We start from the raw sequence: 17,846 nt of genomic DNA on the forward strand, positions 1-17,846 counted from the left end.
TCCGTTTTTTCATTAAAGAGGCAGGAATCTTTAAATCAGTTCTATACCTTTACTCTTTTACAGGTACAAGTTTAATACCGAAGAGGTTACATGTATCCTGCTTTGTAATAGTATGAGAACCTGCATCCAATGTTACAGTCATTGTCTTAGCTGTTGAATCAATAACCGCATTTACTTCAGCAGGCTTCTTTCCATCAATTTTGGCGTTCGTCTTGGTATCTGCAGAACTGAAATAAAGGGTCATTGTGACTTTCTTATCAACAGTTACTGAGATATTAGTTGCAGATTCCATCTTTACACAAGTAGAATATGAAGTGCCGTCAATAGTAGCAGTTCCCTTACTTGTAGAATAGTTGCCTGAAACTGTTACTATGCTACTTGAAGGCTTAGAATCTGTGAATGTTACCAAAACAGTACCCTCGATAGGAGTTACAGTACTGCCACCTTCTGTACCACCAGTAGAACCACCAGTCTCGCCACCTCCGGTAGAACCACCTTCGCCAGCAGCATTACTCTCGCCGAATACCTTGACAACACCAGAAGTATAAGAGTCGAGAAGGCTTGCCAAAGCAGGCCATGGCTGCTGATGACCATTGGTTACTACCGTCTCATCAGGAATAACGAAATCAATATCGCCATGATTCAAACGACCTGCACCATAGAATCCTTCTACAATAGCAGGAACATCTGCAGCCTTATCAGCAGCGTATGCATACATGAGGCTTGGGTTGGTATCGAAATTATCATAAGAGGTACCGCCGACCAAAGTTTTTACGCTTGTAGGAACCTGCTCACTTGGATCAGAAACCTCGTATGCATCAAAACTTGTATTGTTTTCTGCGTATGGGACATAACTGAAGTTATCTGGCTTGTTGGCAAATACATTGCCGTATGCCTTAATCAAACCACCATTCTCACCAGAGAAAGTACCATCACCCTTGGCATCAGTACCCTGCTTAGAGCTCATGATAGGACGCTTGGTTGAATCGAAGTAGTTTGACTCCATGAATACGCTTGAACCCATTGTAGCACCAACACCATAAACATCATTGTGCAGATAATAATTGTTGTACATGTGAACACTCATGGTACGAATACGGGCCATACGAGAGTCTGAATGGTCGAACCAGTTATGATGATAAGTGATATAGTTAGGGCCACTTTCTGTCTTCATACCACACATAGAAGCCTTACCATTATCCCAGAAACGGTTGTAAGCCACGGTTATATACTGGGAGTTAGCCTTGATATCTACCGTACCATCACCCTTAGCCTGGTCGGCAGCACCACCCTTCTTACCATAGAAGAAATCCATATTGTGAATCCAGACATGGGAGTTGTTTGTATCAAGAGACATGGCATCGTCCAGGCAACGCATGATAGCCAAGTTGCGGAACTCTACACTGGTTGCATCTCTAAGCAAGAAACCGAAACCATAAACAGTAGCATCGTCACCGACGCCCTCGAATGTCATATTCATCTTGGCACCCTTAATCTGCAATCCTTCAGCAGAACTTGAAATGTGATCTAAGTCAGAAAGACTTATCTTACCGATAAAACGGAAGGCGATTGGGGTTTTATCCTTACCTTTTGAATATGCATCAATAATAGACTGAAGACCGGTAATGGTCTCAAGCTTACCCGTATTAACGGTTGTAGAAACGGTCTTGGCTGATCTGGCTGTGATATAGAGTACCTTCGCACCTGCCTTCAAAGTTCCGTCATTATTGTAAGCACCTACACCATCATATTTGAAATGAGCAAAGCCTTCACGGTTGTAGCTTTTTACAACCAAGTTAGAAGCAGTATTGGCACCAGCAATCTCTGCACCATCGGCATTTACAGGAACAACCTTTACAGAATAAGTACCTTCCTTCAAACCGAGGACATCGGCACGATAATAAGATTTATACTGACGAACCAGCTGAGCGTCAATCTTCTTGTCATCTACATAAACATTGTAAGAAGAAGCACCCTCGAAAGAAGTCCATTTCAGGTAAGCAGACTCCTGCCAGCCCTTTGCTTCTGTAATCTGGATAACGCCTGCAGGATTGTTGAAATCACCACTTGTCCCCTGCTCTACTTTCTTTGCGAAACTGATTTCCTGAACAGAAGCATCATACTCATCATTCTCTGAACCTGATTTAGGTGCGATGATTGCCTTATCACCTTCGAACTTCACACTTGTCAAGTCTGCAGTATTATAATACTTCACATCACCCGACTTGGTGGTAACATACATCTGGTTCACCTTGCTGTTGCGAGCCACGGCATGGGTAATCTTAAATGTCCTTGTCTGTGCCACGGCAGCACTCAGACTCATCAGGAGGAGTGCCAAAGTAAATACCATTTTCTTCATTGTTCAATCCTCCTTATTTTATTTGATGATAACTTTCTTACCGTTAATAATATAAACACCCTTAGATAAGCCCTTAGGGGATTTACCAACACATTGCCCCTGAAGGTTATAAACCTTTCCTTGCAATGCTTTCTTTATATCTTCAATCTGGCTGATGCCGGTAGTTTGATAAGTGAAAGAAAGGGTTACGAGCGACATATCTGCCTGATCAGATGTATTATCTGAATACTGAAGAACAACATTGTCGCCATCAAAGGTAATCTCTCTGACAGTCTTGTCTATGACCTGGCCATCAATCTTTACCGTTTGCTTGTTGTCGGCAAATGTTGCCGTAGACAACATTGCAGCCAAGAATAACAAATAAGCTTTTTTCATTTTAACGAATGTTTGTTAGATTAATTTTTGGTTTGATGCTAACTATTATGGTGCAAATATAACCAAAATAGTTCTACTACAGAACATTTTACGACAACTTTTATACGCAAACGTTTTCATAAGTGTAAAATGGAGTATTATAAAAAAGGGCATAAAAAAAGACTGAATCCTGTTACGAAGATTCAGTCTCACAAAGAAGTGGTACCACCAGGAATCGAACCGGGGACACAAGGATTTTCAGTCCTTTGCTCTACCAACTGAGCTATGGCACCAACTTTCACAAATCGCGATTTATCATTTGCAGGTGCAAAGGTAATACTTTTTTCTGGTTCCTGCAAATTTTTCGGGAAATTTCTTTCAAAAAAGATAAAAAAAGCCTATTTTTGTTGGTATTATCCATTATTTAATGTACCTTTGCAGCAGATATCGGGATTTAGCGCAGTTGGTAGCGCACGTCGTTCGGGACGATGAGGTCGCTGGTTCGAGTCCAGTAATCCCGACGAAAAACCGGTAAATGTGCCATAAACACTGAGGATTTACCTCAGTCGGTGCCAAAATGGTCGGTACAATTTCGGTATCACTCCTATATACATTATTAATAACAGGCTATATCTGAGAAAAATTAAAGATATGGCTAAAAAAAATTATGCTCCAAATTCGAATGACACAGTACTTAGCAGTGTCATTGGCTGGAAACCACCAGTTTTTCACCAGGCATCTGAATGTTATATCTCCTTCATGGCCTTTGATCCAGGCATCAACCGCATGAGGAAGAAAAAAATCATGCTCGATCATGTTAAGGGCAAGCGGAACCAGCGCGCCTATGCCGACCAGATTATCAAGAATCTCACAGAGAAGCTCATGGCTGGCTGGAACCCATGGATTGAGGCTCTGCAGCCACTGGAATATACGAAGTGGGAAGATGTACTCGAGAAATATAAGGCTTATCTCGTCAAGATGTGCAACGAGGGTAGCATGCGTGAGGAGACTTTTGTTGACTATAGCAGTCGTGTCAGAATCCTGGAGAGATGGAAGAAGGAGAAAAACATAGTCCTCAACTTCTCCTACCAATGGGACAAAAGTAATGTGAGTAAGTTTCTGGACTACATTTTCATCGACAGGAATAATACAGTATTGACTCGCAATAACTATCTTGCCTGGACTAAGAGTTTCTCCGCTTATCTGTTAGCTCGAGGCTATATACCAAAGAACCCAACAGAAGGTTTGGAACGTATCAAGAACAGACAGAAGAAAAGCAGAGATGTCATACCGGATTGCACTATGCAGCTCATCAGAGATTATCTGATGGAGCATAACAGGCACTATCTGCTGGCGTGTGAAATCATTCACTACCTCTTCATCCGCCCTCGAGAGATGTCCTATCTCAGAATCTGTGATATTCATATCAAGACTCAGACACTCACTCTGCATGGTGAGAACACTAAAAATGGTAATGATGCTGTGATTACGTTGCCGACTCATGTCATCAAACTCATGATGGAACTCAATATCTTCTCACACCCAGGGCAGGACTACCTCTTTTCTGACGGGTTCTGCCCCGGACCAGAAAGAAAAAATGAGAAAATGTTCAGAGACTACTGGACTCGTGTCCTGAGGAAGGAACTGAAGCTCTCACCTCGGTTCAAGTTTTACAGCTTGAAAGACACTGGCATCACCAATATGCTGCGGGCCAATGCCGACGTCTTGTCGGTCAGAGACCAGGCGAGACACTCATCCATACTCATCACAGACATCTATACGCCTAAGGATATACAGACGGCGAATGAGTATATCAAGAACTATCAGGGTATCCTATAATATAATAAGGTGGAGAGCTAACTGCTCCCCACCTTATTATATATATTATGATAGCATATAAAAATATCCCGTGTAAACTGGCTCGATGGCATCGTCCTTTACTTCCATCTCTATCTTCTCGCACACAAATTTCTTGTTGCGGATGATGTATATCTTGGAAGGGTCCGGTATGACATCTGACTTGAACTTGACTTCCATGCAATTTCGATTATCAATTTTGATAACTGAATTATGGAACTTACCAAGTGATATGACACCTGTATTGGTAGAATTCAAAGACAGAGAGAATAATTTTGTGTCCCCTATAGAACTAACTCCTGCATACTGATAATCAGTATTAATGCGGTAATCGGTTATAAACATAGGCCACCTCGACTTATTTCCAACCCAAGAAATATGGCCATATGGCTTGTCATACGCCTGCACTTTGCCTGGCAGAATGAAGAAAACACTCATGACCTCCTCTTCATCTTCGCTTTCTTCCATGCTCGACTCATCATCTATGGCATCCTGTACGGATATGTAGCTATATCCGTCATCATCAACATCGCACTCCTTGGAATCCGCTTCCTTGTCATTAGGTATTGACAACAGGCAACGCTTCTCGTAGTGATTATCTTCTCCTAAGAATGCTGTCTTGAAATTGATATCTTCTACAACTTGCGCTGCTGGAGAGATGCAGAGATCAACGTAATCATCGGAGTTCTGGTCTCTGATAAGCGGTGACCAGTAACCTGCCAACTGCCAGGTCTTGGTATTGTCCTCCTCTACATATATGTAATAGCTGTAGAAGTGCTCGATGATGGTCTGTCTCTTCTTCTTCTCGCTCCATCCCTGTGTTGTCAAGGCGAACTGGTTGCTCTCGCCAAAATAATCTACGCTTTTGACAATATTGAAGTTTCTGAACACCTTCTTGGAGATGCTCTCATAGCTACCTCTATTGACTGAATCATCTAGCTTATACTCCAGGTTAGCGGTTGATGAAGTACTGAAAGAACCGTCCTCGTCATAGTCTGCCGAATATTCATCCAGTGGTTCTATCTCAATTGAATCTACAGAACTCAACTCTGAGGAACTGATGACGCAGCAGGTCTTCTCGGCTTCATCGAAGTAGATGGAGGCATTGAAGAATTTCCGGAATTCTTCAATGAATGTATAAGATGACCAATGTGGAAGCGCCCTGCGCAGTTCACGAGTCTTGTAGGCCGAAGCTATATATAGCTGGTTCCACGGCTTGCAGTCGAAGTCGTTGCGCTTGAGAGTGTATCCTTCATATTCTACCACTTTGCGGAAGATATACATCAAGCTTGGCTGAACTGCCAGGTTCATGATAAATGGTGCATTGTAGCCGATGAACTGCTTTGTTTTATCCACCCCAACAAAATTTGCGATTAGGTCGTTCGTTTCGTCTCTTACTGGCATGAAGCACCATCTACCTTCCGCTCCCAGGAACTCCGAATGATTTTCATTCAGCCTGTAGATGTCTTTAATCTTCAGCTGGTTTTTAAATCCCTGAGAAAAACCTTTATCAATAGTATAACCAGGTTTATCAGCTGTGCCGAATGGAATCTCATCGATGTAGTGCTTGGTCATGCGGTCATTGAATTTGATGCGTGACTTGCCTCCGACTATCTGCAGTTTGATCTCTTTCTCATTCACGGAGAGTATGGTACCGACACCACTCATGATGAGCTGGCTGTTACAGAACAGTTTGCAGTCATCGTATTTGGCGATATTCTTCTTGACTTCCAAGCGTGAGACATTTTTGAAAATGACACGGTTCTCCAGGATATTCATGGGGAAGGTGATGTCATAGGTGTACTCACCATCATCGGTGACATACTGGTTGGCGTATGTCACCTTGATGGATGATGTGGATATCGGGTATGCCCGATGGCCATTGATAATACATGTAATCATAGGCTACTTGTTGTCTAATATCTTTTGATAATCTTTGAGGCGTCGGTAGATGCCTCTGCGACCTGCAATAGGCAGCTCTACGGCGATGCCATCCTCTAGCGTCTGATTGAGTCTGCTCACTGCTGAGTTGACTCCGTCCAGAGACTGGCACACCTCGGTGTTGTCGTTGCTGACGTTGACAACAGGAGCGACAACGGAGGCGCTTCCGCCTGCTCCGAGTGCCCGGCTGATGTCCTCAGCGGTCAGAGATCCAACGGTGTTGGAGCGTTGCGCCTTGTCAATGAGGTCGAGAGCTGGACGGATGGAGGTGTTGTTGACCGCGTTGTGGTTAGCGACGAACTCACCCTCATGGACGATGCCTGCCTGCTTGCGGTACCTGGTTCCTCCGGTGTAACCACCTTCGTAGTACCCTGCTGCCTCTGCCTGGTGCTGCTTCTTGATGGTAGCAATCTGCAGCATACCTGCTGCGGTTGCCATGCCGGCAGCGATTGGCGCCATGACCCAACCGGTGACAGGGATGCTAGCTGCTGAAGAATAGGCGTTTATGGCAGCCATGGCGGTTGATGCGATTGCCTGAGCAATCTCAATCTTCATGGACTTCTTGTTGGCCTTGGACTTGGCAGCTGCTAACTCCTTGTCTCGCTTCTCCTCCAACTTTTTCTTCTTTTTCGAGTTGTTGCCTGCTGCAGCAATCTGCTTTTCGTAGTTTTTTGAGATTTTGGCTTGCTCCAGGTCTGAGCATGCCTGAGCGTATGCTGACGCAGAAGAAAGAATGTTGTTGATGCCGTTGTATGCCGCAGATGTCTGCTGCACCATGTTGTCGAGGAAGTCGGCGGTGACCTGCGCCTTGGCCTGCATGTATGCAGCATGGTTCTGCTTGTCGTTGCCATACAACTCCTTCAACTTCTCCATGGTGTTCTTATAGTTCTCAACTTGTGAGGAGAAGTATCCACCCAGAGTTGCATTGCCGGTCGACTGGGACTCACCTGCAGCAGCCCTGGCACTGTTGACCATCTCAGATGACTTATCATTAATTTTTATTTGAGCGCTACCGGCTCCATGATCATCAGCATCAATCTGCGCTCTCTGTGCAGCAAACTGCTTGGTTATCTCCAACTTCATTTGCTGATATTCCTCCTCCTTGATTAATCCCTGCTTGTAGAGATTGTCAAGGCCATTGAGGTACATGGTCTCCTGTGCCTGCAGGTCTTGCTTACCGAACTGCTGACGCAACTCCTTCAGCTGGTTCTGGTATGACTCCTGCATCTGCAGTTGGTGGTCGAGCTCAGCCTGTTCCATCTCAGCCTTCAGATCCAGCCACTCCTCGCTGCCCTCTCTGTCTTTGAAGAGTGCAAGACGTTTTTTCATGGCTTCAACATCATTCTTATATAGGGCTTCATTAAGAGCGGTATCATTCTGATAGATAGCTGAACTGGCATCATTGTACTGAGCTTTGATGCTAGCCTCCTTCTGGAGGCGTTCACGCTCAATGGTCTGCTCATTCATCTTCTGAATTGCAGCATCATGCTGCTTGACAACGTTGACCTGGTTGTCTAGCAACTGCTTGTATTCATTACTCTCAGCACCATACAACTGTTTCAGCTTGGCAAAGCCCTTAATCTGGATGTTTTGACGGTCATCGATGAACTGCAGATAGGTTTTCTTGCCTTCTGCATAGGCTTTAGCGTTGTCTGCCATCAGTTCGTTGGTCTCAGCCTTGATGCTATCGGCGGCCTGCTTCTGCTTGCGTTTGGCTTCAGCCTGGCGCTTACGTGCCTCGGCTGCAGCTGCCTTCCCTGCTTTGACACGAGCCTTGCGCTCTTTTTCTGAAACCTGATGAGTGCCGGCTGTACTCTGCTTCTTAATGATGGTACCATCATTGCCCTTGCCATTGTAGCCATTGTTGCGCCATGGTTCCGGATCATTAATTTCGAAGTGCTGGGACTCTAACTGTTTAATCTTATCGATGAGCTTCTGCTGATACTGCTTTTCACGCTCAATGCTCTTGTTCATCACATCAATGAACACTTCTCTGTTGTCAGAAGCTAAGTTTAACATCTTAGTTTTACCACTTGCAAATGGATTAATACGCCCCCAAACTTTAGCCCAGAACCCACGCTTGTCGTTGTCAGCTTCGCTTAGCAAGTCTTCTTGTTCTGCCTGCTTGGCTATAGACTCAGCAAGCTTCTTCTGCAGACCGTCGATGACGATCTTCTTCTTCATCATGTCAATGTACGACTGGATTTGCCTTGTTGCTTGACCGGTGCGCACTGCTTCCTCTGTGATGTTGCCGAGGTGCTCACGCATCAGCTTGCCGTTGAGCTCCTCCAGTGCTGCCTTGCGGTCTGACTCAGCTGTGGTGTTGGACTGGATGGCAGAAACGAGGCGCATGATGGATGCCTCCTCTTCTGATGCCTGCTTGTTGGCATCGGTCACGGCATCATTGTAGTCACGCTGCGCCTGCTCAGCTGTGCTCGTCTCTTTAGAGAGTGTGACGATTGCGGCTGTCAGACCCACAACAACAGCAATCACGGCTGTAATCGGGTTGGCCAACAACACCTTGTTCCATAACATCTGCGCAGCAGTGGTCAGTTTTATCTCACGTGTCAATGCCATCTGAACGATTTCCATGGTCTTGAGAGCTGATGTCTTAAGCCCCACAAGGACGAGATGCGCCTTTTCGCGCAGAATCATGATGTTGAGCCATGCCATCTGCGCCTTGTCTGCTATCAACTTTGCCTTAGATACTGCTGTATACGTGACGATGGCGGCTGTCAGCACAATTAATATGCGCCAATAATCTTTGACGAAATCAACGAGTGTGGAGAGTGCCCGAACCCCGAGACTTGCAGCAGATATGCAATATCGTGCTGCAGGATAGAGTTTCTGGCCCAGCTCGATGGAGAGATCCAGGAACTTCTTGCTCGCCTTGTCAAGTTGAGCCTGTACATTCTCGTTCTGTGTCTCGAACTCATTGAGGACGGATGTGCCTTCGGAATATGCTTCGCTTGCCAGGTTCTGGGCAGACTTGATATCATCGAGCTTGTCAGCGAGGACGGTGAGGACACCTGTCGCTCTTGAACCATCCATCTTCATCTCCTCGAACATAGGTGCTAGGTCTGCGAATCCACCCTTTGCTCGCATGGCTGCCAGGAATTGGAGGAGTGCGCCATTGGCGTCCTCCTTCAGCGTCTTTGCGAATTCCTTGACATTGAGACCTGCAATTTGAGCAAACTTTGCAGAATCCTGAAACATCTTGGCCAGAAGGTTCTGAACTGCGGTTGCAGCAGTTTCGTCTTGCTGCATGTTTTGGTCGAGAACTGATGCGAGACCCATGATCTGCGCCTGCGTGAAGCCTGCCTGCTTGCCGACACCAGCCACTCTGGCGGTGAAATCAACGAGATAACCGGCAGAGGCAGAAGAATTCTGCGCTAACTCGTTGATTGCCGAACCGGTTGCGAGCATGGCTCCTCGCAAGCCCATGGTCTTGTCTTCACCGAACATCTGGGCGAGCTTGCCGATTTGAGAGACTGCCTTGTCTCCCAAATCATCACCGAGGGCGACATTGATTTTATCGGCTCCATCAACGAACTCCTCAACCGCAGTAGTCGATGTGATGCCGAGTCTTCCGGCATCTTCGGCTAGCTGGTTGAGCTTCTGTCGAGGAGTTCGGGTGTCCATCTTCTTGAAGTCCTCGTTCATGCGCTCAACTTCCTCGGCTGCCTGACCGGTATATTTGCGGACGTTGGTCATCTCATCGTCCATCTTTGCATACTCCTCCACGCACTTTTTGACGGTGAAGGTTATGCCGGAGATGGCAGCGACGGCTCCCAGGGCGATGCCCTGCATGCGGTTGAACCAGTCTGCAGAGCGCTTGATCCAGGACTCCTGAGCAACGCCCTCGGCTCTGACTGCCTGCAGTTCTGCCTTCAGCTGCTTCGCCTTCAGCTCCATCTGTTTGAACTGCTCGGTACCACGCTGCATGCCCTGCATCTGCTGATTGAGCGCCTTGATGGAGTATTCGAGGTCACGGATGGATGAGGTTTTGAGGTTCGCCATGGTGTTGTTGACGAGCTGCATCTGTCTCTTGGTCTCCTTGATGTCCACGTTGGTGCGGTCAATCTCCTTGTCATACTGCTGCATGAGGGTGACCACCTTCTGCTCGCTCTGTCTGATGCGCTCCAACTCTGCCTCCACCAGCTTCAGCTGTGAAGCTCGCGAGGCATACATGGTCGATGATGGGTCGTAGCCAGCCATCTGGCTGCGAAGCTTGGAAGCAGTGAAGTTGAGGTCATTGAGTGACGCATGCTTCAGGTTGGACATGGTAGCCGTCATGCGGCTGGCTTCCTGGTCGGCCTTGCGTGTTGCACCCTTCAGTGCAAGCATCTGCTCCTTGACTCTGTCTAGCTGTGCCTCCAGCTTGGCGAAGTCGGCAGGGTCGGTGACAGCTTTCATCTGCCCCTTCAGATGGCGGGCAGCCTTCTCCAGCTGGCCGAGACTCGCTGATGATAGGTTCTCGAGCGTCTCTTTGACGCCCATGGTCGCATTTTTGAATTGCTTCATCTCTCGCTCAGCAATCTTCAGCTCCTTTGCGAGAGATGAGCCTAAACGAATATCGCCCGTCGAGAAGGCTTCCTGTTTAGCCTTCTTCAGACGAGCGACCTTATCTTCAAGCTCTTTGAGGCGGTTCTTCGCCTCCTCAGAATTGAGCTTGATGACTGTTGTATATACTTCTTGTCTTGCCATTAGCGGTTGACCTGTATATAGTTGTTATATAAGATAGTGGAGTTGGGGTTGAAATTGATCATCTTGATATTGTAGCCATCGGTTCCCCACTTCCACCACAGAAATCGATGTTTGTATTTGCGAGTGACAAGGCATTGCAAGCTGTCTCTCGCTTTATATGTAAGCATAGAGTCTGCAGTGTTGAGCTTCACGCTCAACCACTTGTCGCTATACTTGTATAGCGAATTCTCACGTAGCGTCTTGACAGTGCCTTCGGTGACTACCGATGTGCGCTGATCCGCCATTATCTGACTGACCTTGATGTTGAGATCTTTCAACAATTGTCGGTCTGTTGCAAACTCTTTGTACTCTTCAGGAGGCATCATGATGACCTTCTGCGTCACGGTCTTGACTGAGTCACGGATGGTGTCACGCTCAGCTGGAGCATACTGCAGCTGAAGCTTGTTGAGCTGCTCACTTCGCTTCTGATCCGCTTGCTGCGCTTTATGCGCGTGGTAAAAGTCGCTGCCTAAGCTGATCACCAGCAGAAATATGAGGATACACTCAATATCATTATTTGTTCTTCTATTCATCTGCTCATTCTGTTAAATGTCTGCATATTCCGGAATAGCGTCGAAGCATGGACACTCCTTTATGCGCTCCCATGGATCGACCACTCCATTGTGGTTCTTGTCAGGCGAGATGTCACGATGTCCCATGATCTTGGCATCAGGGTAGCGCTGGCGCAACTCCTTCAAGAGTTGACGAAGTCCAGCCTTCTGCTCTTCTGTTCGGTTGTCGATAGCCTTGCCTGTGCGGGATATTCCACCCATGTACGCAATGTTGACTGAATCGAAATTGTGCCCCTTGACTCCATTGGACGGCAGGTCTTCTGTCATGAGCTGCTTGCGTTTGCCATCTGCGGTAACGACCCAGTGGTAGCCTGGATAATGCCAGCCTTTGTCTCGGAACTCCTTGAGCAAGGCATCGACAGACCATGACTGTCGGCTTGCTGTACAATGAACGAAAATTTTCTTAATCTTGCGTGCCATTTTTGTTGTTGAAATATTTATTGATAATGTCTTTAACTCTGGTGTCAAAAGTCAGTGCGAAACCAAAGACGGTTGCCACGTAAACCAGACTCTGCCCAAAGTACCACAAGACGTTAGACGTGACGTCGTGGGACATAAAAAAGCTGATGTACACGAGCACAATGCCAGCAAGCAGAACTATGCCAGCAGAGCTGTAGTGTATCCAATCCTTGGTATTTCTCTGCATATCTGTACCTGATTAAATCTGGCACAAAGGTACAGATAATATAAGAAATATAAAAATACGGCAGGAAGAACTATTGCCCTCCTGCCGTATCTGATAACTATGAGATATCTCTGTCGAGTAATTCTCTGGCCATCTGCTTAGCCTGCTCTCGCCACTCCTGGAATACCTGGTACTCTGTCTCGTGCTCCTTGTTGCCGTCGCCGTGGTTGCACAGGATGGCTTCGACATCGCCCTGACTGTACTTAGTACGAACCAGACCATTCACGAACTGGCGATAGCTTGCCGACTCAGCTTCAATCTTAGTGGAGCCGTCAATCTCTGTGCCCTCGTAGCTGTATGCTGTCACTGTCTTACTATCGCCATCAGACTCCGACATTGTGGTGTCTGGGTGATAGTTTTCTACTTTCTGCTCACTCAGGAACAGAAGAAAATGCTTGCTGTCATATCTCAAGTATGACATACGGCAAAGATAAAATTTCTTGTGCATCTAGATAAACTTATAAAATTTCTTGCCAAACTTGTTGGTGAGTTCCGCTGCAACGGTATAGAAGCCCTTTTCCAGCAGTTCCCACTCCTTGCGTGCCTGGTCAACCAGAATATCTGAGCCAGTAAAGAGCCACCACGACTCAGGTTGCCAAACCGGTTCCTCAATCTCATCGCCATGTTCATCGAGTTGTCCTGTCTTCCGGACGTGATCGATGAAACGGAAGCGGATGGCGAGGCGGTCCTTAGGCACCTTCTTGGTGACTATGTGCTTGACGCCCTGGTCGTCAACTTCTTCAACCTGCTCCATCTTGAAGTCGACTCTCGACTTATCTATCTTGTAATCCTCTATGAGGATGAGGAACTTGTCATAGTCCTCAATGTTTTGGCACAGGATATCGCCTGGATGCTTCTTCTGTGCCATGCTCATGCCCTCGAAGGGAACCTCTCCCTTGCGAGCCTTCACAATCTGACCATACTTTTTCATACCGATTTTATTTAATAAGTTTTTTGTATCTGCGTGTTTGGCTAGGCCAAGCCTGGATGCTGCCTTGCGCTGGATCTGTTCATCGCTAAGTCCACGTTTGCGCAATCTTGCCACCTGGGCACAGAGTGCCTGCTTGGTGCGCTTGCGCAAAAGGGCATGATCGGCAAAGATCTTCTGTCCACAGAAGTCTATGCCGTCACATGTACGATGAATATTCCAACTTTTATTTATGCTCAGCTTCCAGTCTCTAGCCAAGTGCATGACTGCAAGCTCCGCCATAAGGCGTAAGAAGACCTTATCATCATGCATGATGAAGATATTGTCCATGAATCTATAATAATGTTTGAGCCCCTCGCGGCAAAAACGGTCGAAGCGCTCATTGAGGGATTTTACCCCCCCACATTTAAAACGATAGCTTGCTGCTCAGAGCGGCATGTGAGGAGCATGTCCGTGACGTAGCGAGCCTGCCAATAGCCGTGTTTTTCGGGGTCTTGGAGTATATCAAAACACCGCATGGCGAGATAGTCAAACCTCGCCAGAAACAGTTGTCCCAAAAGTTGTGTGAGCTTGACACCCAGCACTATGCCGTTGGCATAGCTGTCAACGACTTCGTCGATGAAAGCAAGCAACTTGCGGTCCTTGATATACAACCTGTACTCTCTCTTGAGCAAATTGTGCTCAACATGCTGGAAATAATGATGTATATCCATGGGCAAGCAATAGAATGTGTCTTGCTGTGGCGAGGTAAAGATGTCCTGCTTGATAATCTTGTAGAAGAAATGCGTGCCACGCCCCTTGGTACCAGCTGGGCTGTTGAAAGGAATCTTGGCTCTCAACTTATCTTCACTGGTGTGCATGGCTGCATGCTGAATGACATGATCGCCAACAGGCAACTTATTGACTATGCGATGCTTGGGTTTTTCAACCGGCTTGGCCTCATAGTCTGATGTATGCCAAGTCTGATGGGTATAGGCATTTAGCAGGGCTTGAAGATTTGCCTCAAACTCTGCCTCAAATGCTTGAACAGAGAGACGGGACTTCTTGTGTCGGGAAAAATCAAAAAATGCTTCACGAAAATTTTGCAAAGTCTCCACCTCCTGTGAAATGTTGCCTAACCTCTTCACTTGCTTTAAATTTTTATGTATATAAAAAAAGGTCGGTGTCTGATAAATGTCGGTGTCTGTGTCTGTTGTCTGCTTTTATGATGTCCTAACTTTCGACCGGATGACCCATTGTCATCATCTACTAGCTATTCTGCTAAAGTGTATGTTTTGCCATGAGGCAAGGCCTGACTCCCGAAATCACTGCAGCTAAGCAAACTAACCTGCAGTATCTTGTTAAGTTGAGGGCCGCACCGTAGTTCACATTGGAATCCGAGACAGCATTGTTCACGTTGAGCGTCGAAAGACCGCATTGACCACCATTGTTAGCGTTGCCACCGCGAAGACACAGGCGAAAACCGGCGCAGGAATCACAGCCTGGTTTGGAAACCGCCTGCAAAGGTACTGAAAAAAATCGGAATGAAAGAATGTCAAAGAGCGAAATTTCAAAAAAAATCGACCGCCCAAGGGCGGTAGGGTTTGCTCGCTACGCTCGCAGGGTGCTCAGGATTGTCCTTGGCTCCGCTTGGGAACCTTGGTCAATCCTGCTCACTCCTGCTCACGTCAGCACACCTCTGAACACTTTAGGCCGCCTCGTAATACACTGGTTCCAATGACCACTCGGATGCTGCTTCGCAGAGGGCCGCACCGTAGCGCACACTGGAACCCGAGACAGCACTGTACACGCTGAGCGACGAAAGACCGCATCGACCACCATCGTAAGCGTTGCCACCGCGAAGACACAGGCGAAAACCGGAAGTTGCTTTTGACGTATTCCAGAAATAACTAGTCGAATAGGTTGACTCTGTTGCACCAATCTGCGTACAGAAGTTCTCCAGATGTTCCATCGACCAGGTCTTGATAAATCCTTCACCGTCACCTGGTGACTTGCTCAACGCCTTCATGCCTGTAGCATTGCCGATAGTCCATGAGCCGTAAATAGACGGAGCGACCAGGTGGGTCATGGTCTTGTCACTATTCACCTGGCAGAACTCATCATCCATCATTCGCCAGAGATTGCCGAAGCCGTTCTTGTAACCGAAGAAACATGGAATCTTGGCATTATAGACCGTTTTGCCTGCATCATCCTTAACTGCATAGGTCGCTTCTCCACATGAATCACCAAGCTCTATGCCTGCACTCATTGGTGCAACTGGTCGCCAACCATTGTAGGTATCCCAGTTCGGCATCTGCGTCAAGCCTGCTCCGAGTCCACCTTGGAAGAGGCCGTTGGCATCCTTGTTAGCATTGACTGCATCCTGATCATAATGAGTGCCGAAAATGACACTGAACAGAATTGCGACAATGGAAGTATGTCGCATGGTTGTGCAAAGCCAACCCTTGCCGTTCTTACGCGCTGCAGCTCTGAACTGCTCTGTAGTCATAGCGGTAGCAGGTCTGCCCAGCAACGTATTGTTCTTGCCATCATAGGTAGCATTGTTGTCGCCACCACGGTAGTTAGCTGCATCGTTGATGTAACTAACCAGGCGTCCGGTACTACGCTCAATAGTAGCGAAGCCAGCTGCAGAAATACTGCCGATTGGTATCTCAAGATTGTATTCACCTGGTATTGGCTTGATGCCAATCTGCTCATAGTGCAATCCGCCAATATCCTTGATGACAACGTAGAATTTACGTCCCCAGCCCCACTGGTAGTGACCCTCTGTACCATCCAGTCTTGCCGGTTCACCAGTAGCATATCTGTGGTGATCCTTGCTGTCGAGCTTCCTACGGCTGTGGTCATTTTTGACCAAGTATGCGCCAAGTCCGAGGATGTATGGCAACTCCTTCAGCAATTCAAGTGAGCCAATGTATGATGCCGCCTTAGGCGTTGCGTTATTTGTGTCCCACACTCTTCCGCACCAGGCATGCTGACCTACAGCAAGGTCAGCCTTAAGCGCATCCATCCCGATGGTAGTGACATTGCCATTTTGATCTGTCAGCAGCACGCTCTGGTTGCTGTTGACTGTTGTGACTTTCGTCACGGAATTGAATTTTTTACCTTCCATTTCCAGCTATTCTAATTTTTGATTATTTTCTACATTACTAAATACCCATCTTGTATGACCAAAATTGTCCGTGCCGATGAGTTCATACCACCCATAAACTTCTATGGTAGTCTTTCTAGTGTGCGAATAACTCGTATCTGCCGGCACGAAGTCATCCTCTGTCTTCTCGCCCTTAAGTACCGTTGGCGGTGTATTGCGCGATATGATAGGATTGAAGACCACGATGCGCATGAATTCTCCTTCTTTCAGGTGCGGTAGGACAAAGGTACCCCAACCCCTGATAAAAGAGCCATTGATGACACTAGTGCCATCAGTAACCGTATTTTCGTTGTATCTCAGTCTTCCGACAGAGACATCTCCAGAGACGCTGACATTCTGGAATATGCCACCCTTGCAAACGAGATCGCCGTCCTTAGCTCTGAAGACAACATTTCCGTCCTTATCCTTCATCTCGATTGTTCGGACACCTAAATTTTCTACAATCTGAAATTGCGATAAGATGAGATTGGCGACAACCATTTCAAAAGGGCTTCCAAGTCGCCAGTAGCCATTGTTGGTATCCTCGTCACTGCCTGGGTAATTGGTTGCAGACTTGACGTGAGTCTTGATGCAGCTATAAAAACAGGAGTCGTAGAAGACAACATCCTTCCACTTCTCGCCTGCAGCACCTGCCTGGAAGCTGTAGCCCTTGCCGCATTTAGACCAAGACTGCGGTCCTCGAATTGTTGCTCCAGTCTCTCCCTTAGCTCCAGGTTCACCATCTTCAACGGTAATTATAGGTACCTTATATGTATAGGATATCCCATCTACTCCAACTAATATGTCTAGCGCATCGTTGACTATAGTATTTTTTTCTATAGTTATCTGTAAGCGTCTCCCTTTTTTATATTTGACACTACGCATGCTGACGCCTGTAGTATCTTTGGTCAAGTCACAAGATACAATACAGTCTTTTTCCATGCCAGCTTCGAATGCCTGCACGTCGATGCTATAAGATCCGACGAATTGAGACTTCTTGTGAACGATAGTCGACATGGATAGTTGTATGTTGATGGCATCCTTGCCGGCAGCACCATGGCACATCGGTGTGGACACCTTCTCACTTCCATCGGTGTAGTAGAAGTGTGTCCGGCTCCAGATATAGTAGCCCTTGCGCCACTGAGGAGCAGTTGTCTGCCAACCCTCTGTCGGAGCTGTAGTCGGACTTGTTGACTCCGCATATTCCACGTCGGTATTGGATATGCCAACACCGACGCGGAGGAACTTAATCACTCTTGTGATAACTGACATAG

The 17,846-nt window shown here is 46.9% G+C and carries 12 protein-coding genes and 2 tRNA genes; 2 read left to right on the plus strand and 12 right to left on the minus strand.

The window, feature by feature from the left end:
• Nucleotides 1-49: 49 nt before the first annotated feature.
• From KSW37_RS02460 to KSW37_RS02470, 3 genes are all read right to left on the minus strand, one after another.
• A complete protein-coding gene (locus tag KSW37_RS02460; protein ID WP_217313191.1) occupies nt 50-2,359 on the minus strand; it encodes a pectate lyase in 2,310 nt (769 codons plus the stop codon).
• An 18-nt stretch (nt 2,360-2,377) separates the two neighbouring features.
• Nucleotides 2,378-2,734 (minus strand): subtilase, encoded by a 357-nt coding sequence (locus KSW37_RS02465; RefSeq protein WP_217313192.1) that lies wholly within the window; start codon nt 2,732-2,734, stop codon nt 2,378-2,380.
• Between the two features lie 199 nt (nt 2,735-2,933).
• A tRNA-Phe gene (locus tag KSW37_RS02470) sits at nt 2,934-3,006 on the minus strand.
• 155 nt (nt 3,007-3,161) lie between these two features.
• On the opposite strand from KSW37_RS02470, the gene KSW37_RS02475 reads away from it, so the two are divergent.
• Together KSW37_RS02475 and KSW37_RS02480 are read left to right on the plus strand one after the other, a co-directional pair.
• Nucleotides 3,162-3,234 (plus strand) — tRNA-Pro (locus tag KSW37_RS02475).
• Between the two features lie 130 nt (nt 3,235-3,364).
• Nucleotides 3,365-4,552 carry a tyrosine-type recombinase/integrase gene (locus KSW37_RS02480; RefSeq protein WP_217313193.1) on the plus strand — a complete coding sequence of 396 codons (1,188 nt, stop codon included), beginning with the start codon at nt 3,365-3,367 and terminating at the stop codon, nt 4,550-4,552.
• Nucleotides 4,553-4,597: 45 nt separating this feature from the next.
• On the opposite strand, the gene KSW37_RS02485 is transcribed toward KSW37_RS02480, so the two are convergent.
• The 9 genes from KSW37_RS02485 to KSW37_RS02525 form a co-directional block, all read right to left on the minus strand.
• Nucleotides 4,598-6,472, minus strand: a complete 1,875-nt coding sequence (locus tag KSW37_RS02485) for a hypothetical protein (protein ID WP_217313194.1) — start codon at nt 6,470-6,472, stop codon at nt 4,598-4,600.
• 3 nt (nt 6,473-6,475) lie between these two features.
• Nucleotides 6,476-11,218, minus strand: a complete 4,743-nt coding sequence (locus tag KSW37_RS02490; protein WP_217313195.1) for a phage tail tape measure protein — start codon at nt 11,216-11,218, stop codon at nt 6,476-6,478.
• Nucleotides 11,218-11,790 (minus strand): DUF6549 family protein, encoded by a 573-nt coding sequence (locus tag KSW37_RS02495; protein WP_217313196.1) that lies wholly within the window; start codon nt 11,788-11,790, stop codon nt 11,218-11,220. The genes KSW37_RS02490 and KSW37_RS02495 overlap by 1 nt, the downstream gene beginning before the upstream one ends.
• A gap of 12 nt (nt 11,791-11,802) precedes the next feature.
• Nucleotides 11,803-12,249: an N-acetylmuramoyl-L-alanine amidase gene (locus tag KSW37_RS02500; RefSeq protein ID WP_217313197.1), complete on the minus strand. Its 447-nt coding sequence runs from the start codon at nt 12,247-12,249 to the stop codon at nt 11,803-11,805.
• A 323-nt stretch (nt 12,250-12,572) separates the two neighbouring features.
• Nucleotides 12,573-12,962 carry a hypothetical protein gene (locus KSW37_RS02505; RefSeq protein WP_217743420.1) on the minus strand — a complete coding sequence of 130 codons (390 nt, stop codon included), beginning with the start codon at nt 12,960-12,962 and terminating at the stop codon, nt 12,573-12,575.
• Entirely contained in the window at nt 12,963-13,772 is an 810-nt protein-coding gene (locus KSW37_RS02510; RefSeq protein ID WP_217313199.1) for a hypothetical protein, read from the minus strand.
• A gap of 62 nt (nt 13,773-13,834) precedes the next feature.
• A complete protein-coding gene (locus KSW37_RS02515; protein ID WP_217313200.1) occupies nt 13,835-14,569 on the minus strand; it encodes a hypothetical protein in 735 nt (244 codons plus the stop codon).
• A gap of 560 nt (nt 14,570-15,129) precedes the next feature.
• On the minus strand, nt 15,130-16,554 hold the full coding sequence (locus KSW37_RS02520) for a hypothetical protein (protein WP_217313201.1): 1,425 nt from the start codon (nt 16,552-16,554) through the stop codon (nt 15,130-15,132).
• Between the two features lie 6 nt (nt 16,555-16,560).
• Nucleotides 16,561-17,844 carry a hypothetical protein gene (locus tag KSW37_RS02525; protein ID WP_217313202.1) on the minus strand — a complete coding sequence of 428 codons (1,284 nt, stop codon included), beginning with the start codon at nt 17,842-17,844 and terminating at the stop codon, nt 16,561-16,563.
• Between the last annotated feature and the right edge of the window lie 2 nt (nt 17,845-17,846).

Origin of the sequence: Segatella copri (genome assembly GCF_019127135.1) — a bacterium.
GTDB lineage: Bacteria > Bacteroidota > Bacteroidia > Bacteroidales > Bacteroidaceae > Prevotella.